We start from the raw sequence: 21,828 nt of genomic DNA on the forward strand, positions 1-21,828 counted from the left end.
GGAAGCCGAAGCTTGACAGCCCCGCACCGCGAAGCAGGAGTATGGCCGGCGGGACCCTCCCCGGAACAGAGCGGGACGCCCCCGACCGGATCGTCCTCCACGTCGACATGGACTGCTTCTACGCCTCGTGTGAGCGGCGGAAAGACCCCTCCCTCGCCGGCGAACCGGTCGTCGTCGGCATGGGTTACGAAGCCGGCGAGACTCACGGCGCGGTGGCGACCGCCAGCTACGAGGCCCGCGAGTACGGCGTCGAGTCGGCCCAGCCCATCTCGCAGGCACTGGAGAACCTCCCCCGGATGGCCGCGGCGACCGGCGCGGGCGACGTCGAGCGGGACCCCGATCTCGACCCCGCGGAGTGCGGCTACTACCGCCCGGTGGACATGGACTACTACCAGTCGGTCAGCGAGGAAGTGAAGGAGATTCTCCACGACTGCGCCGAGACGGTCCGGGAAGTCAGCATCGACGAGGCGTACCTCGACGTGACCGACCGGACCTCGTGGGCGCGGACGCCCGACGGCTCTCGGACCCTCGCGGAGGGGTTCGCCCGGCACGTCAAGACCCGGATCGACGACGAGGTCGGCGTCCCCGCCAGCGTCGGGGTCGCGCCGAACATGTCCACCGCGAAGGTCGCCAGCGACCACGACAAACCGGACGGCCTGACCGTGGTCGAACCGGGCTCTGTTCGGGACTTTCTCGCGCCGCTCCCGGTCGAGACGGTCCACGGCGTCGGCCCGGTGACGGCCCGCCGACTCGCGGCGATGGACGTCGAGACGGCCGGTGACCTCGCGGCGGCCGACCCGGCCGAACTCGGTGCCGAGTTCGGCGAACGCGGCCGGGAACTGTACGCCCGCGCTCGCGGCGAGGACGACCGAGCCGTGGAGCCCACCGGCCGACCCAAGAGCCTCTCGCGGGAGTCGGCGTTCACCGAGGCCACCGCCGACGAGGACGCGAAACGGGAGAAGGTCCGGAAGCTGTCGGCGGACGTGGCCGACCGCGCCCGGCGCAAGGGGGCGCTCTACCGGACCATCGGGGTCAAGGTCGTCGAACCGCCCTTCGACGTGAACACCCGCGCTTCCTCCCTGCCGGGGCCCGTTGACGACCCCGACCTCGTGGCGGAGGTGGCGCTGGACCTGCTCGAGGAGTTCGCCGGCCGTGAGGTCCGGAAGGTGGGCGTCCGGGTCTCGAAACTCGACTTCGGGGAGACGGACCAGTCGAGTCTCGACGGCTGGGCCGGCGCAGGCGACGACGAGTCCGAGAGTGAGTTTCCGGCGTCCGCGTCGACAGGGCCGACTTCGGCGGGGTCGACGGCCGCGGACCCGCCGGACGACACGGCGACACTCGCGGAGTGGGCCAGTGAGGCCGAGGTGGAACCGGACGACCCCGAGACGTTGGCCGACTGGGCCGAAGTCGCCGGTGGTGACGGGCCCTCGAACGCCGACGACCCCGGCGGCGGACGCGGCCACGAGCGTCACCGAGAGGGACAGGCGTCGCTGGGCGATTTCGACGGGGAGTCGGAGTGAGGGCGGTCGAACGCGGGACGCGTCAGTCGTCGGACCGCGTGCGGACCGCGTCGTCGCGCCAGTCGGCGTACACCGGGAGCACGTCGGTCTCGTCGAAGCGTTCGACGCAGGGCACGTCGTAGGGGTGCAGGTCACGGACACGAGCGACCAGGTCGTCGTATGCCTCGTCGGTCGTCTTCACCAGCAGGATGCGCTCCTCGTCGTCGTGAATCTCGTCCTCCCAGCGGTAGATGGAGTCACAAGCGAGGCGGTTCACGCAGGCGGCGAGGCGCTCCTCGACCAGTGTGCGAGCGAGTTCGTCGGCGGACTCGGGGGGCGCGGTGACGAAGACGGTCGGCATCAGTCGAAGGGCGCGAAGGTACCGTTGATGTCCCACTCGTGGATACAGTAGATGCTCCCGACACGGCGCTCGCCGTCTTCGACCGCGACGCGCCAGCTCTCCTCGTCAGCGTTCCAGACCTCCGACCGGCCGCAGACCTCGCACGTTCTGGCGGTCGGCGTCTGGAGTTTCGATGCGGGCATACCAGAGTGGGCGACGGCGAGGGAGTTAACGCTGTCCCCGGCGGCAGATGTGCGGTCCCCGCAGGCAGGGTCTGTGGTCCCGAAGCCACGAGGACTCCCGAGACCGGGACCACTTCGATCGAGAACACCCGAGTTGCAACGATACCGTTCCGAGTCGTGTCAACCGGTGTCGACGGTAGGACAAGACGTCGCGGCGGTGTCGGGACCGAGACGGTAATCGCTCCCCGCCGGCACGTCAGTTCGGAACGACATCACCGGTGCTCTCGGACGACAGCGCCGGCAGCCCGGACCCCCGACAGGCTGCGATCTGCTGGCGACCGACACCGAGCAGTGTCCGAGCGACAGCGAGGACCTGCGCGCAGTCCGCGTCGCCAGCAGTCGGGGAGGAGTGGTGGACTACCAGCGAACCGGGGTCCGACCACTGCGACGATTGACGACGTGGCGACCGACTCGACGAGAGACCCGGTACGAGATTCGGCGGCGGTTCCGGTACGAGATTCGTCGACAGCGTACTACTTTCGTTACGACTCGGTCCACGCGCGCCCGGCACGCGCCGCCAGCCGAGCCACCCGGATCGGCTCCGGACGACCACCCTCCGGGGTGAACCCACGCACCACGTCGAACGTCTCCGCCGTCCCGAGGCCGACACTCCTGACGAACACCGTCTCAGCGTCGTCTCCCGATCCGAGCGCGACCTGCTCTCGGTCCGGTAACGACCCGTAGATGGAGAGCCGCTGATCCAGCGCGACGTCGGCGAACTCCCGGCGGAGCGCCGGTTCCAGCCCCGCACTCGACTCGAAGGAGACCGACACCACTGGGCGGTTCACCACCTCGTGGATCCGGCGGAGGTCGAACAGATTGAACCACGCGGGCGCGACACCCGACAACAGGAGGTAGCGAACGTCCGGCCTGTCGAGGCGGCGAAAACAGTCGAGGAGTGTGTCGGTGGCGTCCAGTCCTCCGACCGCGCACGTCCCGAAGACGAGACCGTCCACGACCCGGTCGGCGCGGACGACCGCCCCCGCGAGGGTGCTGGTGGACTCGCCGTCCGAGCAGGCCACCCCCAGCGCGCGGGTCCCGGACTTCACTCGTCTTTGATCTGCTGGAGTCGGTCGAGCAGTTCGTCGTTCGATGCGCCGATCTCGAAGTCGACGTCGCCCTGATGGTCCGTCTGGCGCGCCGCGACCGCCTCGTCCTCGTCGAGATCGGTGTCGTACTCCTGGTTCTCCTGTTCCGACTCGTCGTAGCTCCCGAAGCCCATACAGTCGATAGTAATGAATTGTCATACAAAAACCACACGCCGATATACCTCGAAATCGACACGTCGTCGGTCCTCGGTGTCGATGAGCGGTCGACTGTGACCATCCGGAGTCTCCCCACGGTCACGGAATCCTCCCACGACGGTCACAGGTATCTACCGCGACGACCGCGCTTTTTACGCGGGAGCGTCAGAGACGGGTATGGACGTTCACACCGTGACCGCCGACGCGGACCAGTTCACCTGTAACGCGTATCTCGTGGTCGGGGCCGAGACGACGCTGGTGGACGCCGGGACGATGCCCGGTGTCGAGGACGTGATCGCCGAGTACACCGACGACCTGGACCGCGTCGTCCTCACCCACCAGCACCACGACCACGTCGGGCAACTCGACGCCGTACTCGACGCCTTCGACGCCGAGTTGTACGCCTACGGCGACCACCCGCGCCGGGACCACGAACTCGTCGACGGCGACGAGGTACAGATCGGTGACGAGGCCTGCGAAGTCGTCTACACGCCGGGCCACGCCGCCGACCACGTCGCGTTCGTCGGGGAGACGGTGCTGTTCAGCGGCGACGTGGTGGTCTACAACGACGGCGCGTTCGACGACGGGAGCTTCGGCCGGACGGACATGTCCGGGCAGTCCCGCGAACGCCTGATCGAGAGTCTCTCGACGCTGCTCGACCGCCTCCCCGACTCCGTGACCGCGATGTACGCCGGCCACGGCGACGTGTTCGAGGCGACCGACGACGAGTCGGTTCGGGACGTGATCGAACGCGCACTGACCCGTGCAGAACGCCGGGAACCGAAGTACCCAGAAGAGTGAGTCACCGACTCGCGTCGCTGTCGGTCGTGTCCGGGTGACGCACCCGTCACGTGGTATTAACTATCACCCGGCCGAAGGGTGTGGTATGGCAACAGCAACCGATAGCCGGGTCGCCACCGAATCGCTCAGTGGACTCCACTGGGCCGGCGCGGCGCTGGCAGTCGTCTCGGGGGTCATCCACCTCGTCCTCGGTGCCGTCAGTCTGTTGGGTGGAGACGTCGGGTTCGGCGTCGCGTTCCTGCTCGCCGGCATCGCCTTTCTCGTCGCGGTCGGCCTCCTCGTGATCGACTACCGGCGGCCGGTGCTGTACGCCGTGGGCGTTCCCTTCACCGCAGTCCAGATACTCGCGTGGTACTGGCTGAACTACGGATCGACCGGTCGGTCACTCGGATCCGTCGGTGGGATCGAGATCGCCGACAAACTGGCGCAGGTGCTGCTGATCGTCGTGCTGGTCGTGCTGTACAGGAGAGAAGCGTAGACTTACGCGCTCCGGCGCTCTTTCGCCTTCGGCCGGAGGTTCTTGTAGCCGCACTTCCGGCACTTGTCGGCCTGCGCAGGGTTGCGGGCGTTACAGCGCATACAGATCTGCTTGTCGAGGTCTCGCTTCTCGGCGGCGTCGAACTTGGCCATGTCCGGCCGTTGTAGGGGGACCGGTTTAATCGTTGCGAGACTCTGCGGTGCGAGTCGGTCGACCGGTGCTGGGGCGTGCAGTGACCGTGCAGGGCTGCCGCGACCCTGTGCTTTAGGACGTGAGGCATCCACTCGGGACCATGCTCGTCATTCGCAACGGAACAGTCGTGGACGCAGAGCGGACCGTCGAGACCGACGTGGGGGTGGAGGAGGGTGAGATCGTCGCCCTCGGCGAGGTCGACGCACCCGAGGACGCCGACGAGATCGACGCGGACGGCCAGTTCGTCGCGCCCGGCTTGATCGACTCGCACGTCCACGTGATGATGGACGGTCGACCGGACGTGGCGACAGCCACGTCGGAGAGCGCCTACCTCTCCTCGTACCGCGCGACCGGGAACCTCCGCGACGCCCTCGGGGCCGGCGTGACGACACTGCGGGACCTCGGCTCCCGCGAGACGCTCGCACTCGACGCCGACGTCGCCGTCTCCGAGGACGTGATCGCCGGCCCGCGCGTGCTCGCCTGCGGCCAGAACGTCATCATGACCGGTGGACACGGCCACTGGTTCGGCCGCGAAGCCGACGGCCCACACGAGGTCCGCAAGGCGGCCCGCGAGCAACTGAAACGCGGTGCAGACGTGGTGAAGTGCATGGCCACCGGCGGCGTCCTCACCGAGGGCGCGGTCACCGGCGCGCCGGAACTCACCCCCGAGGAACTGGAGGCCCTGGTCGAGGCCGCAGAGACCAAGGGCGTCCCGACTGCCGCGCACGCCCACGGTGCGGAGGGGATCAAGAACGCGGTCCGGGCCGGCATCAGCAGTGTCGAACACGGGACGTTCATGGACCGCGAGGCGGCCGAACTGATGGTCGAACACGGCACCTACTGGGTCCCGACCGCGAGCGCGCTCCACGGCATCGTCGAGAACGGCGTCGAGGCGGGCATCCCCGAGGAGGCGGTGGCGAAAGCCGAGGAGGCGGCCGACCACTTCGACGACGCCTTCGACCACGCGCTCGAACTGGGTGTGAACGTCGCGATGGGCACCGACGCCGGGACGCCGTTCAACTTCTTCGCCGACATCCCGCAGGAACTGCAGTACATGGTCGACCACGGGATGGACCCGGCCCACGCGCTGGAGGCCGCGACCGTGAACGCCGCCGACCTCCTGGGACTGGACGACACCGGACTCGTCTCGGAGGGCTACCGCGCCGACCTGGTCGTCCTCCCGACCGACCCGAGCGAAGACGCCAGTGCGTGGCAGGACCCGACGCACGTCGTCGCAGACGGCGAGGTCGTCGACGCCTGAGTCGGAAGCGTCCGCCGCCACCCGGAGACGCGCGGTGACGACCGAGGACTCACGACAGAGCTATCTCCCGAGTGGTCTGTCATCGAACCCCGCGCTGTGTTGCGGTTTCGAGGAAAAGCACGTATTCGAGTCGTCTGTCGACCTGATCCCGTGCGGCGACGAACCCTGCTCGCGAGAACGAGTACCCTCCTCGTCGCCGGTTGTGCCGGACTCCCCTCCGGATGGAACGGGACCGACACCACCGAGACGGTCACCGTCCGGAGCGACGACGAGACCGAGACCGTCGAGGGCTGAACCCCACGAGTCCGTGCTCGATACGCCACAGAACCAGCCGTAAACTGTCCGGAGATGGACAGCAGCCGCCGGATCGACGGCGTGTCACAAACTCTTTTTAATAGCCGTGTGATTCACTACCCGATGGATCGGTCGGTCCTCCTCGTGGTGTTGGTCCTGATCGTCTCGGCGACGGTCGGAACGGCACTCCCCGCCACGGCGCTCAGCGACGCACCCGACCAACGCGTCGCCACCGCCGGCCCCGTCCCCGCCAGCAGCGACTCCGAGGGCCTCCGCGGTCCCGGACCGTTCGCCGACGCCGAGCAGTCCGACGGTGCCGGGCAGTTCGATCCCGCCGGACAGAACGTGACGGCCGCAACCGCACTCCAGCAACAGGAGTTCGACCGGACGCAGTACATCATCACCGTCAGGGAAGATACGTCGGCCCGGTGGACGTTCCGGTTCGAGCGACCGCTGACGAACGAGACCGAGCGACAGGAGTTCCGGGCGTTCGCGGAGGAGTTCAACAGTACCGAGACGCAACTCTACACGAACTTCCAGCGTGACGCGCGGGGGTTGGTCGCCGAGGGGGCGAACTTCACCGGGCGGGAGATGACGGCGAGCGACTTCAGTAGAGACGCCCGGATCGAGTCCGGTCTGAACACGGTCGGCGTCGTAGAGATGTCGTTCACGTGGAGTGCCTTCGCCGTCGAGGACGGCGACCGGGTCGTCGTCGGCGACGTGTTCGAGGACGGACTCTACATCTATCGCGACCAGTCGCTGGTGATGCGCGCCGGTTCAGGGCTCGTCTTCGACTCGGTCACGCCGAACGGGACGCTCTCGAATCCCGACTCGGTGTCCGAGAGCGACTCGGTGACGTGGCAGGGCGAGAAGCAGTTCACCGACAACCGCCCGCAGGTCGCGTTCGTGCCCGCCTCGTCGGTGACGCCGACCGCGACACCGACCGCGACGCCGGGACCGGGCGACTCGCCGACGCAGACACCGGGGCCGGGTGACGGCCCGACGGACTCGGGTCTCCCGCTTCCGCTCGTGGTCGGTGTCCTCGCGCTCGTCGGTCTGCTGGTGGGCGGCATCTGGTATCGCCAGCGTGGCGGCGGTGGTCCCTCCGACTCCGGCGGTTCGCCCGGCGGTACCGGAGGCGGCAGTACCGGCAGTTCCACCGGCTCTGGCGGTTCCCGTAGTGGAATCGGTGACTCGGGTGGGGCGAGTGGCTCCGGTGCCGGCAGCGGCGCTGGCGCTGGTGGGACCAGCGACGGCCAGACGACACACGGTGCCGCCGCAGGCGCGAGTGGCGCGGCCGGGGCGGGTGCGGTCGCCGGGGCCGACGACGACGAACCGATGCCGGAACCCTCGGTGCCGGACGAGGAACTGCTGGCCGACGACGACCGGGTCGTCCGGATGCTGAGACAACACGGCGGCCGGATGAAGCAGGTGAAGATCGTCGACGAGACCGGGTGGTCGAAGTCGAAGGTCAGCATGCTCCTCTCGGACATGGAAGAAGAGGGTACCATCTCGAAGCTCCGAGTCGGTCGGGAGAACGTCATCTCGCTGGCCGGCCACGAACCGGAGGCCGCCGGGTCACCGTTCGACGACGAGGAGTAGACGACTGGCCCCGACGACTGCTGCGCGTCGACTCAGACCGACAGTTCGGTGCCACACTCGGGACACGCCAGTCGCATCTCCCCGTCGTCGCCGAACCCGACCGCGAGCGTCTCGCTGTCCCCACACTCGGCGCAGGCGGTCGGCACCCGCACGTCGGTAGAGGGAGTCGGCGCACCCAGCGCCAGCGCGGTGACGCGCTCGTCGGACTCGTTGCGACCCTGCTGGAACTCGCCTGCCGCGAACCGGATCGCCTCCTGTGGCCCGACCTCGACCGTCTCGGACTCGGCGGTCGGGTCGCTCATCGTCTCGAAGGTGGCGGTGCCCTCCATCACGTAGAACACCTCCTCCTGGTCGTAGTGAGCGTGCATCCCGCCGGAGAAGGCGTCGCCCGGATCGAGCGCGTAGTAGTTGACGGCGAGGTCGTCGGCGTCGAGTGCGTCGGTGAGTCCGCGACGGTCCACGTCGCCGCCGGCGGGGTGGGACGATTCGAGGGACTCGATGGCAACTCGCTCCATACACTCGTCTCGGACGCCCGATGGAAAACACTGGGGCAAGCGGTCGGGTCGGCCGGAACCCCGCAGTCGGTCGGTCGCCGAGTCGGAGAGTCGGAGACTGCACGGTCGCCGACCACCGCCGCGAGTGACCGGTTCACGTGCGATTTCGCCACACGGCGGCCGGAAAGCGCAACTGTTTTATTCCTCTCTGCGATACGTTAGGATGCGCTCTGGTGGTGTAGTCCGGCCAATCATATCACCCTCTCACGGTGATGACCAGGGTTCAAATCCCTGCCGGAGCATTCTCGCGTCTTCACCTCTTCTAGCCGTGTCTCCGGCCGTCTCGACGGCTCGCAGGCTCGAAGACACAAGCGAGATTTTGACTCTCAGTCGGGGTTAAGTTTCGAGCCGACGTTCTCACTTGTATGTCCCCGACACGACGCGATCTGCTCCGAACTCTGGCCGTGGGCACGACTGCGGTCGTCGCCGGCTGTCTCTCGAACGGGAGTCCGGCCGGGTCGCCGACGAACTCGCCGACCGACACGCCGACCGACGACCTCCCGACAGACGGGACCGACACCGACGACTCGGGAAGCACACGCCCGACCGGTACCGGCGGGCCCGGCGTGAGCATCGTCGGGACCGACGAGGCTCCGTCCCTCCCGATCCGACCCGACGTCGCGGTCGTCACCGAGGCCGCGACCGAGGAGACCCCGCCACAGCTTCGCGTGACCGTCACGAACGAAGCCGACGAGACGCTCAACATCGGCGAGGGTCGGGACGTAGTCTTCGCTTACGTCGAAGACGACGACGGGATGTTGATCCTGCTGCCCGCCGGCGAGGAGTATCCCGCCGAACCCGGCTGTTGGCGGCTCAGCGAGGGCATCGCCGTCACCGAGGAGTACCGGACGATCGAACTCGACCCCGGCGAGTCCACGTCACAACTGCTCGATCTGTACGCGCTACCCGGCGAGGACGCCTGTCTCCCGGTCGGGAACTTCCGGTTCACGGCGACCTACAGCGTCGCGCGAGGGCCGGACCGGATCGCGACCGAAGGTGAATCGGCCGAGTGGGGCTTTAGTATCACGTTAGAGTGAGTTAGCCTCGGTCACGAGAACTCCGAATACGGCCGTCTGTAGGGAGCATTGCGTTAACGACTGAATACTTATCCGCGTCTCACCGGTCGGCGGGGACGATGCTCTCCACTGTCCGACAGTCCTTTCGTCAGCGAGGGTTGGTCGACGGAGTTCGCTGGAACCTCTGGAACGTGTTCAGAGGGAAGTACAAACCGCTCGCCGAGGGGACCGTTCAGTACGCGCCGTTTCTGTTCTTGGACACCGACGAACTGAAACAGCACTGCCGGCGACACGGCGAGTGCTGGTTCTACGGTGACGCCAAACGCTACACCTTCGACGCGCCTGACCACGCCCTCCCCGAGGTTCGTGCCCTCGACGGCGAGTACGTGATTCCACAGCCGTTCGTGGGTGTCGCGGAAGACGCGCGGCTGGTCGGACCCTATCCCTTTGCGCTCCTCGACGGCAAGATCAGCCTCGACGCCACGGTCACTGCCACCGTGACCGCACTGAACCTCTTCTACACCCTGCGAGACACGGTCGAGGACGGTCCCCGTGCGACGCTCGGCGGCGGCCGCCGTGAGTTCGACCGCGCCGTCCTGCTCTACAACTGCTGGAACAGCGGCTACTACCACTGGGTCACGGAGACACTCACACGGCTCGAAGGCGTGGAAGCCTACAGCGAACGAACCGGAGAGACACCCACCCTCGTCGTCGGTCCCGACTTCGGCGGCTTCCAGCGGGAGACGCTGGAACTGCTCGGATACGGTCCCGAGGACTGGGTGGAGTGGGACTGCGCGGTCGCCGACGTCGACGAACTCGTGATCCCTTCGGTACGGCGACAGATCAATCGGGGCGCGATCTCGCCGGTCGCGGTCGACTGGCTCCGTGAACGGATGCGGCCGGCGGTTCGGGAGCGCGTCGATCCGGACCAGTTCTCGGAACGCGTCTACATCTCACGGAACGACGCCACGCGCCGGAGCGTGAGCAACGAAGACGAACTGTTCGCCGAGTTGGAAGCACGCGGGTTCGAGCGGTACTGTCTCGCGGAGATGCCGACCGCAGAGACCATCGCGCTGATGATGCAAGCCGAGATCGTGGTCGGTCCTCACGGTGCGGGGTTGACGGACATCCTCTACGCCGACGACGCGGCGGTGATCGAACTCTGTCGGGGAGAAAAGCACAGCCGTGCCTACTACACCCTGTCGAGCCAGGTCGGTCTCCGGCATCGGAGTATCCCTGGAGAGATCGACGGTGCCGACATGCGTGCCGACGTGGACGCGGTCGTCGAAGCTGTCGAGACGGAACTCGATCAGGACCAACTCAAGGCGGCCTGAGAGGGCTCAGACGTAACCGAGGTCTTCGAGGTCGCGGCGAGTCTCCTCGTCGATGTCGGTCTTGCGGGCACTGACGTCACCGGATCGAACCGTCTCGATCAGCTCTGTCGCCTCCGAACGCGAGAACTCCGGCGTGCCGAAGGTTTGGGTCCGGGGTCCGTAGACACGTGCGCTCCGGACGAGGCGGCCAACGGGGTTCCGGTCGGCGTTGAACGCGGCGGTGTAGTTCGACCGGAGTGCCTCGTACCAGATCAGCGCGCTCCGGCGAACGGGACCGGTTTTTCCGACGACACGGCCGCCGGACAGACTCCAGACGCTCGGGGCGTCGTAGATCGGATCGAGCATCGATCCTCTGAACTTCGGGGTCGCCCGGACCAGCGCGTGCGTGTAGGTCAGGCGAGTACGTGGTAGATCGGAGAACAGCGAGACGCCGTCCATCGCCTCCGTCGGCAGACCGGTGTCGGTCGTGAGAGCGTCGGCGATCGTCGGGACGAAATCGACGTGCGAGACGTGTTTGGAGCGCCGTTCTCCCGCCGGTAGGCCCTCGTGAATGGCGACCGTCGGCACGTGGACGACTTCCGGCGCGACCGGCAGTTGGTGGCCGACGAAGCCGCCGTGCTCGCCGAGCAGTTCGCCGTGATCGGAGGTGAACAGGACGAGCGTCTCGTCGAGCAGTCCACGGTCGTCGAGGACCGCCATCCGGTCGTGGAAGCGTTCGACGCTCGCCGCGACACCCTCGCGGTACCGCCGGCGGAGTTCGTCGGTGTCGCCGATACGCCCGAGGAGGTCGGCGGTCGTCCGTTCCATGTCGCCGGGATACGGCGTGTGGCCGCCGTGGTCGTGTTCGACGGCGACGAACGGCGGGTCGACCGACGACAGGTCGACCCTCGGCGGGTCGTCCAGCACGTTCCGGACGGAACTACCCTTCCAGACGAGTTCGTCGTAGCCCACCGAGAGACCGTTCGAGTCGCCGGTGTCGGCGTCGAACAGTGTCGGTACGTCCGGCGACAGCACCTCGTCGAACCAGTCGACACCGTGGTTCGGAGGGTAGAGGCCGGTGAGGATGGTCGGCATCGACTGCGGCGTACAGAGCGCGTTCGCCAGCGTCGGCACGGTGACGCCGAGGTCGGCGACCGACTCGGGGAGTTCGTCCCTGCGCAAGGCGTCACAGACGAAGACGTAGACGTTCTCGACGGAGCCTGCAGTCATCGGCGCGAGGACGGACATATCCACACGGCTCTCGGCGACTACTTAGCTACTCACTCGGTACTTCGGTGTAAGGTCGTCTTACACCCGGACGACTCGGGTTCGGACCTGTCGAGTGAGACAGCCGTCGAGACGGCCGGAGAGAAGTCGGTCGAGCCTGTCGCAGTGCCAGACACAGACAGCGCGTCACGACGTCCCTCGCGGGACACGTTCAAGCCGTCTCGGCCCTACGGACGACACGATGTCACTCGCGCCAGTGCCGCCGACCGACGCCGTAGTCGCCGACCTCGCGAACCGGGGCTACCGACTGGACCACCCAGAGGGCTGGAACACACCCGCCGCGGTCGCCACACCCGAGGGAGAGACGACCCCGGTGACGACCGCGCCGGGCGAGACCACCGAGGCTCCCCTGGCGGTCGAACCACTCGCCTCGGCCGATCCGCTGACACTCGTGGCGCGACTGGCGGACGCGGCCGACGCTGGCCGGCGTGTGCTGTTCGTCGCCGATCCGGAGACCGCCAGCGAGGTAGTCGAGACGCTGGGCGACCCCTTCCTCCTCCGGGCCGACACCGACGCAGGCAGGCAGTTCTACACCATCCCGGATCGCATCCTGCTGACCGACGACAGCTACGCCTGTGTGCGCACCGACGCCGACCTCGCGTGGCGCGAGGAACGCTCCGACGAGGCCGCCGGACCCGAAGCCACCGCCCGGCTCGTCCTCGACGCGGGCGAAGAGACGGTCGCGGTGCTGGACTCGGTCGACGGGCTCACCTGCCCCGGACCGACTCCCGAGACCTTCCGGCATCGTTACAGGCGGGGCGACGACAAGCGCATCCACGTCTTCGACCGCGACGGCCCCGTCGGTCGCTACGCCGGCATCTCGGCGATGAAGGCCAACGCCTACCGGCCAGTTCCCCTGCCGCTGGTGCCCGAACACCATCTGCGCGAGAACCCACGCTTGGCCCGTGCGTGGAGTCTCGCGGTCGTGGACCCTGACGGCGAGTTCCTCGAACGTGGCGAATCCGAAGCCGGGGGACGCTATCTCGACGCCGACACTACCGAGGTCGCCACGACCGACGAGAGCGACGACACCAGCAACCGACCGGCCTGAGGATGCCCCGCGAGAACCCCGTCTCGCGCGAACGCGGTCACTGTCCCTGCTGTGGATACCGCACGCTCCCGCCCGGCAGTCCCGGTTCCTACGAGGTCTGTCCGGTCTGCTACTGGCTGGACGACCTCCTCGGCTTTTACTACCCGGAGTCGCCGAACGACTACAACCACGTCTCGCTGGCGACCGCCCGCGAGAACGTCCGGGCGTACGGGGCGTGTTCTCCCGACGTGGTCGACCGGACTCGGGAGCCACGAGAGAACGAGGCACGCGACCCGAACTGGCCCTACGACGAACGCTCCCGCGATTGACCGCGCCTGTGCCGACCTACACCTCGACCGTCTCGCCGAACTCTGGCGCACTCGCCTCGTACCCGTCCGCCCGCAACTCCTCGGCGAACGCGCCGCACCGGTCACCGTGGTTCACCAGCACCTCGCTCTCTCGGTAACTGTCGAGGAAGGCCAGTAGGCCCTCGCGGTCCGCGTGCGCCGAGAAGTCGTAGCTCTCGACCTGCGCCGAGACCGGCATCCGGCGACCGTCTATCTCCGCACTGCCGGTGTCCAGGAGGTCCCGGCCGGGCGTGCCCTCGACCTGGTAGCCAGTCATCGTGATCTTGTTCGTCGGTCGCCCGCGAATCTCCGGGATGTAGGTCATCGCGGGACCACCGGAGAGCATCCCGCTTGTCGTGACGATCACCGTGTTCTGATCGGCGATGCGCTTGCGCTGGCCGTCTCGCCCGGTGACGAACCGGGCGTTCGACTTCGCCCGGCGCAGGGCCTCTGGATCACGGACGTAGTCGGGGTAGTTCCGGAACAGGTTCGTCACGCGCTTGCCCATCCCGTCCACGTAGCAGTCGATGTCGTGCGCCTCGCAGACGAGCATGACCTCCTGCGTCCGCCCGATGGCGAACGCCGGGACGACGACCGTGCCACCCTCCCAGACCGTGGTCCGGAGGCTCTCGGCGAACCGGCGTTCGATCTCTCTCCGGTCGTCGTGGAGCACGTCCGAGTAGGTCGATTCGCAGATGACCACGTCCGCGTCGGGCCTGTCGGTCGTCCCCGACAGGAGTCGCTGGTCGTCGGTGTGGAAGTCGGCGGTGTACAGCAGGCGGGTGTCGCCGTCCGACACGAGGACGTGCGCACTGCCGGGGATGTGGCCCGCCGGGTAGAACGTCACCTCGTACCCGGCCGCCTCGAACGTCTCGCGGTAGCCGTGTCGGACCGACACCTCCGACAGACGGCGGATCTCCTCCTCGGTGAACGGACAGTCGTAGCTCCCGCCGTGGAGTTTGAGGGTGTCACGGGCCAGCAGTCGCGTCAGTTCGGCAGTGGGCGGCGTCCAGTGGATCGGCGGCCGACGGTCGCCGGAGAGCAGAGAGGGGACCGCGCCGACGTGGTCGAGGTGGCCGTGGGAGACGACGACCGCGTCGGGGTCGACGCCGATCCCACCCCCGCCGGACAGCCCCGCCGGGAACTGCGGGCGCGTCCCGGTCAGCAGGCCGAAGTCCAAGAGCAGGGAGTCGTCCACGGCGATGGCACTCCGCCCGACCTCGCCCGCCCCGCCGAGGAACTGAATCTCCATCGAGCAACGGTAGTGGGAGCGAGGGTTTGGATTCGTCGCTTTCGACCGGATCGGCGGTGGCCGGCGACCACGACAAGCGGTCGGGTGTCTGTCAGACCGCGACCGGTTCGGATCGCTCGCGGTACGACTCGTAGACACGCTCGGCCCACTGTCGGGCGATCTCGGAGTCGGTATCGACCAGCACCCGGATCGCACCGGTCTCCTCGTCGTACCCCGCGATCGCCACCCGGTCGTCGAACACTGCGAGTCCGTAGGGGAGCGCCTCACGGGTCCGAAGCGTCAGGTGGCCGGTCTCGCTGGCGCGCTGGACACGCTCGGGGAAGCGTTCCCGGAGGTGTTCGACCGTGTCCGGCAAGGAGATGACCTCCACCTCGGTCTCGGCGAACAGTCGGTCGTACGCCCCGGTCAGTCCCGGTGGGACGATGTGTGTCGTGTTGAACGCCCGGAGCGTCTCGGTTCCAGCGAGCAACGAGAGGAACCGCGAGAGCGGCGCGTGCGGGTCGTCGGGTGTCGCGGTCGTGACGGTCGCGTCCGCGAAGGGCGCGACGACGAACTCCCGATGGTCCGGACAGATAGCGTCGAGCAGTGGGCCGAGTCGCCGTGTCGTCCGCACCCCGCGCTCGAATCTGACGACCTCCTCCGCGAGCGCGACGCCCTCGCCGGTGAGGTGGAAGGTCCCGTCCCGCCGCTCTGCCAACCCGTGATCGAGGAGCCAGCGCGTGAACCGGTGGCTCGTCGCCCGCGAGACGTCGAGACGCGATTCGAGTCCGGTCCTGTCCAGCGGTTCGTCGTAGAGTGCCTCCAGTAGCTCACGGTGCCGAAGCACCTCCAGGAGGTCGTCGGTCGACAGTCGCTCTGCGGTCTGCCAGTCGTCGGCGACGACCGACGCCAGTTCCTCGGTGGTCCGGAGGAGTTCGTCGAAGAGTGGGTTCGACATGGGCTGGTCCGTCTCTCGTGAGACAGTTCGACACCATCCGACTTAACCGTGTCTCAGGGCCTGAGACGGCTCTCACACCGTATCGTCTGGCTCGGCAGATGACTATAGACCGACACAGCACGTCTGGCGAGATATGAGTTCGACGACCCCGAGCGAGCGAGGTGTACAGACGACAGTTTCGACAGACACCGAGGCGTTCGTGGAGCGCCTCGTCACGGCTGTCGCGGGTGCCTTCGACGTGTACGCCGTCTACCTCGGCGACCGACTCGGCTTCTACCGCACACTCGCCGACGCGGGGCCCCTGACGACGACCGACCTCTCCGAGGCGACCGACTGCCACGAGCGCTACGTCCGGGAGTGGTGTGAACAGCAGGCCGTGACAGGCGTGTTGACCGTGGACGACCCGTCTCTCCCGGCTACGGACCGACGGTTCGACCTCCCGGACGCCTTCGTGGAGGTGTTGACCGACGAGGAGAGCCTCCAGTTCCTCGCACCACTCGCGCAGGTGTTCGTCGGTGCGGTCCACCCGATACCCCAGGTCGCCGAGGCGTACCGAACCGGTGAGGGCGTCCCCTTCTCCGCGTTCGGTCACGACATGCACGAGGGACAGGGGCGGATGAATCGCCCCGCCTTCCGGCATCTGCTCGGGACGGAGTGGCTTCCCTCGCTCCCGGACGTGGACGAACGACTCCGCCGACCCGGTGCGCGTGTCGCCGACATCGGTCTCGGACACGCCCACTCGGCGATCGGTATCGCCGAGGCGTACCCGACCGTGAGAGTCGACGGCTACGATCTGGACGCCGAATCGGTGCGTTCCGCCCGCCAGCACGTCGCCGAGGCCGGACTCGCCGATCGGATCACGGTCGAACTGCGTGACGCGGCAGGGGTGTCGGCGACCGAGACTTACGACCTCGTGACGGCCTTCGAGTGTGTCCACGACACGAGCGACCCGGTGTCGGTTCTCCGGACGATGCGGGAGTTGGCGGGCGACGAGGGCACCGTCCTCGTGATGGACGAGCGCGTCGGTGACGCCTTCGGCGAGGAAGCCGAGTTCGACTGGTTGATGTACGGCTGGAGTATCCTCCACTGTCTCCCGGTCGGGCTGGTCGAGGAGCCAGCAGTCGGCACTGGGACCGTGATGCGCGCCGACACGCTCCGGGAGTACGCCGAGCGAGCCGGGTTCTCGGCGGTCGAGATCCTGCCGATAGAGACCGACTTCTTCCGGTTCTACCGGTTGACGCCCTGAGAGTCGGGAGCTGATACCGCGAAGACGAGGGCCGGATGTGACCCAAGCACGACCGAGACCCGGCGCGTGCGCGACTCCGACGCGCACGCGAGGGAGGCGGGGGTGGGCGGTGCGGAGAACCCCCGCCGAGGCTGGGGAGGACCGAGGTGCGGTTGCTGTGCTGTCGGCAGTTGCGGTGTTGTACTGTCGGCAGTTGCGGTGTTGTGCTGTCGGCAGTTGCGGTGCTGTGCTGTCGCGATGCTGTAGAGTTGCGGTCACAGCTACAGTCGTGACACTCCCGAGCCGAGACCACGGTCTCGGGAGACCGGGCCACCGGAGACGACCGCCTCGAAGACGGCGACCAAGAAGACGACCACCTCGTTCCAGTCAACCCGCCGTCGGCAGTTTCTCGCCCGGCCGGAACGCCTTTGCGACAACCGACCGCACCACTGGTCAATGTTCGGCGACCAGGAGCGGGTGACGGTCCGAGAACTGATGACCGACGACATCGAACGCGTCTCGGCGGGGGCGTCGGTCGGCGAGGTCCACGAGTGGCTGACCGAGAACGGGTACACCGCCGCTCCGGTCGCGCGTGACGACCCGCCGCACCTCTACGTCACGCGTGCGGACCTCGACGAGGCACTGCCCGGTGCGACCGACGACCCGGTCTACAAACACGCCGAACGCGTCGGCCTGGAAGATCTGGTCGCACCCGACGCGGAGTTCGGCGAGTTGCTCGCCGAGTTGGAGGAGCGCCCGGTCTACTTCGTCGGCTGGCACGGCGAGGTCGTCGGCGTCGTCTCGCGCTCCGATCTGAACAAACCCGCCGCCCACGCCTTTCTCTACACCCGCGTCGGCGAACTGGAGATGCGCCTCCGTGATCTGGTGGACGCCGAAGCCGACTGGGAGGGCACCCTCGCCACCGAACCGGCCCGTGACCACGACGGCTGTGAGACCGAGTACGACGCCGTCCTGCAGTCCTACGAGTCCTACGAGGACGCCGACATCCAACTTCGGCCGATCGACTACACGACCTTCTACCAACTCCAGAAGTGCCTCCGGGCCAGCCCCGAGGCGGTCGAAGAACTCCCGTTCGCCGACACTGACGAGGCCGACGACGCAGTCGACGCCATCCGAAACCTCCGCAATCATGTCGCACACTACGGCAACGTCGTCCACAACGTCGACGAGACGTACCTGAACTCGGGCCGGAACGTCCACGAACTCTCCGAGTTGTACGCGACGATGACGGAGACGCTGGAAGCGCTCCGCGACTGGTCGGATCGGGAGACCGGCGAGCGCCCGGTGGGTCAGGCGAGCGACTGAGCCGGCGTCCGCTCGGTCGTCCACTACCGCCGCGAGACGTCCGAGACTGTGCAGGTCGTCATCGAAACTACCGTACCTCCGGTGTCCGAAGGACGGTCAATGCCAACCGACTCCGGGAGTAGCAAGTCCGACCGTCGGCGTCGGAGCGTCCGCCAACTGCTGTTCGTCATCGCCGGCTCACACACCGGGGCGTTCATCGGCTCGACCGTCCCGACCTTCGGCCTGCCGGGTGACGTGTTCTCGGTCCTCCTCTTGGGGTTCCTGTTCGTCCTGCCGTTCGCCGTGGACTCGAACTGGGAGTGGATCGAGGGGAAGTACTTCGCGCTGTTCCCGGTCGAACCCGACGGCGAGTAGCTGAGTGACCGCACAGCGTTCGCCCGACGACCAGCTACTTCCGGGTGACCGCCGCCCGCTCGACGGCTACTGTCCCGCGTCGTCCAACATCGCCAGGGCGTCTCGGTCGGACTCGCCGGCCTGGATCGCCCACAGGGTCGCGTACAATCCGCCTGCCGCCACCAACTCGTCGTGGGTCCCGCGTTCGACGATCCGTCCGCCGTCCAGTACCACGATCAGGTCGGCCGACCGGACCGTCGAGAGTCGGTGTGCGATGACGACCGTCGTTCGATCGGCAGTGAGGTCGGTCAGCGCACGCTGGATGTACGCCTCGGTCTCGGTGTCGACCGCCGAGGTCGCCTCGTCCAACACGAGGATCGCCGGGTCACGCAGCATCGCCCGCGCGAGCGAGAGTCGCTGGCGCTGGCCGCCGGAGAGCTTCACCCCGCGTTCGCCGATCCGGGTGTCGTAGCCGTCGGGGAGCGACCGGACGAACGCGTCGGCCTCGGCGGCTTCGGCGGCCGCGATCATCTCCGCTTCTGTCGCGTCGAACCGCCCGTACAGCAGGTTCTCACGAACCGTGCCGTCGAAGAGGAAGGTGTCCTGTGAGACGTAGCCGATGGCGTCCCGGAGACTGTCGAGCGTCACGTCCCGCACGTCGTGTCCGTCCACGCGGACCGCCCCCTCATCGACGTCGTACAGGCGGAGCAGGAGTTTCGCGGCAGTAGACTTCCCGGCGCCGGTCGGGCCGACGAACGCGACCGTCCGGCCGGGATCGACCGAGAACGAGACGTTCCGCAGGACTGGCTCGTCGCCGTAGCCGAAGGTCACGTCGTCGTACTCGACTTCGCCGCGCACCGCGTCGAGTGCCACGGCGTCCTCGCGGTCGGCGATGCGGGCTGGCTGGTCCTGCAGCGCGAAGATGCGCTCGCCGGAGGCGCGGGCGTTCTCGTAGCTGTTGACGATCCTCCCCATGCCGGCGAGGGGGTCGACGAATCGCTGGCTCATGAACAGGAACGTGACGAACTCGCCGACCAGCAGGTCGCCCGAGAACCCTGGCGGCGCGCCGACGACGAGCCAGTAGCCGCCGAGGGCGAACGTCGCGGCGAAGGAGACGCCCGCCAGCAGGTCCATCCCCGGTTGGTAGAGGTACTCCAGTTTGACGACGGCCCACGTCCGGAGGTACGACTCCCAGGAGGCGTCCTCGACGCGGTCGGTCTCGTAGTCGCCGGTGTTGGCGGTCTTGATGACCTCCATCCCGCCGACGTTCGCCTCGATGCGCCCGGTCAGGTCGCCGATGCTCGCTCGCAGGGCGCGGTAGAGCGGCCGGACCGTCCGCGTGAACCAGACCGTGAACGTCGCCAGCAAGGGGACCGCGACCAGCGTGACGAGGGCGAGTTGCCAGTTGAGGTAGAAGAGGAGGGCGGCGATACCGACGACCGTGACGACCAACTGGAGCGCGCCGGAGACGGTCCCGTTCAGAAAGGACTTCAGGTTCCGCACGTCGTCACCGAGCACCGCGAGCAGTTGGCCGGTCTGCTTGTCGTCGAAGAATGCCATGTCGAGCGACTGCATCGCGCGGTAGGTGTCACTGCGGACACGGTGCTGGACCCGGTTCGAGAACAGCGATAGCGAGACGCCCTGCGTCCAGCCGAAGACGACCGAGAGCAGAAACGCCCCGACGATGAGGCCGACGGAGAGCCACAACTGCGCGACCGGTTCCGTGGGAAGCCACGCCGTCGGCACCAGTGGAAGTCGGTACGCGGCCCCGTTTCCGAACGTCGCGTCGATGGCGACACCCAGGACGAGCGGCGGGACGAGTCCCGCGAAGCGCGAGAGGATGCTGGTCACGACACCGAGCGTGAACAGGTGGACGTCCCGGCGACCGTAGATCGAGAAGAGTCGGGCCATCGGATCGGGGGCGTCACTGTCGGGGGCGAGGAAGCCGTCGGCCAGTTCTACTCGTCGGCTACGTGCCACGCGGTGTCGCCTCCCTCGGCAGGTGTGCGCCCACGTCGGCCGCGTGCTGGCGGACTGCGATGGTGGTGCGAGCCGGCGTGGTCGGTCTGTCGCTAGTCGGTGTATCTGTCGGCTGAATCACGGCGAGCCTCCCGGAGCGAAACTGCTCCGTGGACACTAACCGGAGGTAAGCGCCCAGCGGTATATCACGCTCGCGGTGGTCGGCGGCGCGGCTGTCACATCGGCGGACGCCCGCGACCCACCTGAAAACACTTGTACCGGACGCCGGAAGCGAGTCGTATGTCCCCGACAGAGTCGACTCTCTCTCCTCGATCACGACGCGCCCTCCTCGCCGCAGTCGGCACCGCGACGTTCGGCGGCCTCGCCGGCTGTCTGGACGAGGTCGGCAAGTCGGCAGACCGCGACGGGCCACCCCCGTCGGACGCCGACATCGGTTCGTCGTCCGCGAACTCGTCGCCGGATGAGAGCGCCGGACGCACCGACGACGACTCGCCGACACAGTTCCAGTTGACCCACGTCGAACCCGCAGACGTAGACGCCCCGGTCGTCGTCTACCCGACACAGCTTCGGACGTGGCTCCGCGACGCGGCCGGAAGCGAGGAGCCGATCCGAGTCCACGCGAGCGCGCCGGTGTACGCGCCGACGCCGATGCTCACGGCGCTGTCGGCGGTCGAACTTCCAGCGGACGAAGCCGGCGAAGGAGCCAGACAGACGTACGAAATCCGGGGCGAGGGCGGGACGCGCTACGACCTCCTCGTCGGCGCGAAACCGGTCGAGTCGGTGCCGGACGACGCCGACCCCACGCCGGTGGCAGACCTCTCCGAGGGACGTCGGGACCTCGTTCGCGGGGCGATCAGCGACCAGTCGCGGGCGAGGGTCGTGCCGGAGACCCGACTCGGCGAGTGGGTCCGGACCGACTTTTTCGACGGCTACGTCGAACGCCAGGGAACCGTCTACCGTGGTCACGAGATCCAGCAGACAGACGCGGCGTTCTTCTCGAAGGAGTTCTGGCTGGTGGTCTCGCTCGTGCCGGTCCCGGCGTCGGAGACTCCGACACCGACGCTCGGCCTCGCGTTTCCCGAGGTCCCCGAGGCGGTGCGGTCTGCGGTCGATCCGGTGCTCTCGGAGTCGAAGCAGTCGACGTCGGTGACGACCGCGACCGTCGAGGATGACAGCATACTCCGCGAGTTCGCCGAGGAGTACGACTACCTGCTGACCCACACCGCGTTGTTCGAGATCGGGAGGGAGACGTGATCGAACGCGGTCGAGGGGGAG

24 protein-coding genes and 1 tRNA gene are annotated in these 21,828 nt (G+C 67.7%); 15 read left to right on the forward strand and 10 right to left on the reverse strand.

Annotation, left to right across the window (positions count from 1 at the left end):
• The first annotated feature begins 41 nt into the window (after window positions 1–41).
• The gene (locus tag LI337_RS02540) at window positions 42–1,520 is read left to right on the forward strand and encodes a DNA polymerase Y family protein (RefSeq protein WP_227228145.1); all 1,479 of its coding nucleotides are present in this window, start codon (window positions 42–44) and stop codon (window positions 1,518–1,520) included.
• A 22-nt stretch (window positions 1,521–1,542) separates the two neighbouring features.
• Here LI337_RS02540 and cutA read toward each other — a convergent pair whose 3' ends face one another.
• The 4 genes from cutA to LI337_RS02560 all read right to left on the reverse strand — a co-directional run bounded on the left by cutA (window position 1,543) and on the right by LI337_RS02560 (window position 3,303).
• Window positions 1,543–1,860: a divalent-cation tolerance protein CutA gene (gene cutA, locus LI337_RS02545; protein ID WP_227228146.1), complete on the reverse strand. Its 318-nt coding sequence runs from the start codon at window positions 1,858–1,860 to the stop codon at window positions 1,543–1,545.
• A complete protein-coding gene (locus tag LI337_RS02550; RefSeq protein WP_227228147.1) occupies window positions 1,860–2,042 on the reverse strand; it encodes an HEWD family protein in 183 nt (60 codons plus the stop codon). The genes cutA and LI337_RS02550 overlap by 1 nt, the downstream gene beginning before the upstream one ends.
• Before the next feature lie 521 nt (window positions 2,043–2,563).
• The gene (locus LI337_RS02555; RefSeq protein ID WP_227228148.1) at window positions 2,564–3,130 is read right to left on the reverse strand and encodes an endonuclease dU; all 567 of its coding nucleotides are present in this window, start codon (window positions 3,128–3,130) and stop codon (window positions 2,564–2,566) included.
• A complete protein-coding gene (locus LI337_RS02560; protein WP_227228149.1) occupies window positions 3,127–3,303 on the reverse strand; it encodes a DUF5786 family protein in 177 nt (58 codons plus the stop codon). The genes LI337_RS02555 and LI337_RS02560 overlap by 4 nt, the downstream gene beginning before the upstream one ends.
• Before the next feature lie 199 nt (window positions 3,304–3,502).
• Between LI337_RS02560 and LI337_RS02565 the strand changes: the two genes are divergently transcribed.
• Both LI337_RS02565 and LI337_RS02570 read left to right on the forward strand, forming a co-directional pair.
• On the forward strand, window positions 3,503–4,126 hold the full coding sequence (locus LI337_RS02565; protein WP_227228150.1) for an MBL fold metallo-hydrolase: 624 nt from the start codon (window positions 3,503–3,505) through the stop codon (window positions 4,124–4,126).
• Window positions 4,127–4,211: 85 nt separating this feature from the next.
• Entirely contained in the window at window positions 4,212–4,604 is a 393-nt protein-coding gene (locus LI337_RS02570; RefSeq protein WP_227228151.1) for a DUF7475 family protein, read from the forward strand.
• Between the two features lie 2 nt (window positions 4,605–4,606).
• Here the strand turns inward: LI337_RS02570 and LI337_RS02575 are convergent, their stop codons facing one another.
• On the reverse strand, window positions 4,607–4,756 hold the full coding sequence (locus LI337_RS02575) for a 50S ribosomal protein L40e (protein ID WP_227228152.1): 150 nt from the start codon (window positions 4,754–4,756) through the stop codon (window positions 4,607–4,609).
• Between the two features lie 140 nt (window positions 4,757–4,896).
• Here LI337_RS02575 and LI337_RS02580 point away from each other — a divergent pair, with 140 nt between their 5' ends.
• The 3 genes from LI337_RS02580 to LI337_RS02590 all read left to right on the forward strand — a co-directional run bounded on the left by LI337_RS02580 (window position 4,897) and on the right by LI337_RS02590 (window position 7,953).
• Window positions 4,897–6,057 (forward strand): metal-dependent hydrolase family protein, encoded by a 1,161-nt coding sequence (locus LI337_RS02580; protein WP_227228153.1) that lies wholly within the window; start codon window positions 4,897–4,899, stop codon window positions 6,055–6,057.
• 150 nt (window positions 6,058–6,207) lie between these two features.
• A complete protein-coding gene (locus LI337_RS02585) occupies window positions 6,208–6,351 on the forward strand; it encodes a hypothetical protein (RefSeq protein WP_227228154.1) in 144 nt (47 codons plus the stop codon).
• 123 nt (window positions 6,352–6,474) lie between these two features.
• Window positions 6,475–7,953 (forward strand): helix-turn-helix transcriptional regulator, encoded by a 1,479-nt coding sequence (locus tag LI337_RS02590; RefSeq protein ID WP_227228155.1) that lies wholly within the window; start codon window positions 6,475–6,477, stop codon window positions 7,951–7,953.
• Window positions 7,954–7,985: 32 nt separating this feature from the next.
• Here the strand turns inward: LI337_RS02590 and LI337_RS02595 are convergent, their stop codons facing one another.
• A complete protein-coding gene (locus LI337_RS02595) occupies window positions 7,986–8,468 on the reverse strand; it encodes a cupin domain-containing protein (protein WP_227228156.1) in 483 nt (160 codons plus the stop codon).
• Between the two features lie 206 nt (window positions 8,469–8,674).
• Between LI337_RS02595 and LI337_RS02600 the strand changes: the two genes are divergently transcribed.
• From LI337_RS02600 to LI337_RS02610, 3 genes are all read left to right on the forward strand, one after another.
• Window positions 8,675–8,749: transfer RNA gene (locus LI337_RS02600), tRNA-Glu, on the forward strand.
• Between the two features lie 123 nt (window positions 8,750–8,872).
• Entirely contained in the window at window positions 8,873–9,544 is a 672-nt protein-coding gene (locus LI337_RS02605) for a twin-arginine translocation signal domain-containing protein (RefSeq protein WP_227228157.1), read from the forward strand.
• Window positions 9,545–9,642: 98 nt separating this feature from the next.
• Window positions 9,643–10,857, forward strand: coding sequence for a glycosyltransferase family 61 protein (locus LI337_RS02610; protein ID WP_227228158.1), 1,215 nt, complete (start codon window positions 9,643–9,645; stop codon window positions 10,855–10,857).
• 6 nt (window positions 10,858–10,863) lie between these two features.
• On the opposite strand, the gene LI337_RS02615 is transcribed toward LI337_RS02610, so the two are convergent.
• The gene (locus tag LI337_RS02615; RefSeq protein WP_227228159.1) at window positions 10,864–12,084 is read right to left on the reverse strand and encodes a sulfatase-like hydrolase/transferase; all 1,221 of its coding nucleotides are present in this window, start codon (window positions 12,082–12,084) and stop codon (window positions 10,864–10,866) included.
• A gap of 220 nt (window positions 12,085–12,304) precedes the next feature.
• Between LI337_RS02615 and LI337_RS02620 the strand changes: the two genes are divergently transcribed.
• Both LI337_RS02620 and LI337_RS02625 read left to right on the forward strand, forming a co-directional pair.
• A complete protein-coding gene (locus LI337_RS02620) occupies window positions 12,305–13,174 on the forward strand; it encodes a hypothetical protein (protein WP_227228160.1) in 870 nt (289 codons plus the stop codon).
• Between the two features lie 2 nt (window positions 13,175–13,176).
• Window positions 13,177–13,482: a CPCC family cysteine-rich protein gene (locus LI337_RS02625; protein ID WP_227228161.1), complete on the forward strand. Its 306-nt coding sequence runs from the start codon at window positions 13,177–13,179 to the stop codon at window positions 13,480–13,482.
• A gap of 16 nt (window positions 13,483–13,498) precedes the next feature.
• On the opposite strand, the gene LI337_RS02630 is transcribed toward LI337_RS02625, so the two are convergent.
• Window positions 13,499–14,752, reverse strand: a complete 1,254-nt coding sequence (locus LI337_RS02630; protein WP_227228162.1) for an MBL fold metallo-hydrolase — start codon at window positions 14,750–14,752, stop codon at window positions 13,499–13,501.
• A gap of 91 nt (window positions 14,753–14,843) precedes the next feature.
• A complete protein-coding gene (locus LI337_RS02635) occupies window positions 14,844–15,689 on the reverse strand; it encodes a helix-turn-helix transcriptional regulator (protein WP_227228163.1) in 846 nt (281 codons plus the stop codon).
• A gap of 133 nt (window positions 15,690–15,822) precedes the next feature.
• Between LI337_RS02635 and LI337_RS02640 the strand changes: the two genes are divergently transcribed.
• The 3 genes from LI337_RS02640 (at window position 15,823) to LI337_RS02650 (ending at window position 18,594) form a co-directional block, all read left to right on the forward strand.
• Complete coding sequence (locus LI337_RS02640; RefSeq protein ID WP_227228164.1) at window positions 15,823–16,935, forward strand: SAM-dependent methyltransferase; 1,113 nt, start codon at window positions 15,823–15,825, stop codon at window positions 16,933–16,935.
• Between the two features lie 435 nt (window positions 16,936–17,370).
• Window positions 17,371–18,240 carry a CBS domain-containing protein gene (locus LI337_RS02645; protein WP_227228165.1) on the forward strand — a complete coding sequence of 290 codons (870 nt, stop codon included), beginning with the start codon at window positions 17,371–17,373 and terminating at the stop codon, window positions 18,238–18,240.
• Window positions 18,241–18,339: 99 nt separating this feature from the next.
• A complete protein-coding gene (locus LI337_RS02650) occupies window positions 18,340–18,594 on the forward strand; it encodes a hypothetical protein (protein WP_227228166.1) in 255 nt (84 codons plus the stop codon).
• 66 nt (window positions 18,595–18,660) lie between these two features.
• Here the strand turns inward: LI337_RS02650 and LI337_RS02655 are convergent, their stop codons facing one another.
• Window positions 18,661–20,484 (reverse strand): ABC transporter ATP-binding protein, encoded by a 1,824-nt coding sequence (locus LI337_RS02655; RefSeq protein ID WP_264474900.1) that lies wholly within the window; start codon window positions 20,482–20,484, stop codon window positions 18,661–18,663.
• 348 nt (window positions 20,485–20,832) lie between these two features.
• On the opposite strand from LI337_RS02655, the gene LI337_RS02660 reads away from it, so the two are divergent.
• Complete coding sequence (locus LI337_RS02660; RefSeq protein WP_227228168.1) at window positions 20,833–21,807, forward strand: DUF7979 domain-containing protein; 975 nt, start codon at window positions 20,833–20,835, stop codon at window positions 21,805–21,807.
• The last annotated feature ends 21 nt before the right edge of the window (window positions 21,808–21,828 follow it).

The organism is Salinirubrum litoreum (assembly GCF_020567425.1).
Taxonomy (GTDB): domain Archaea; phylum Halobacteriota; class Halobacteria; order Halobacteriales; family Haloferacaceae; genus Salinirubrum; species Salinirubrum litoreum.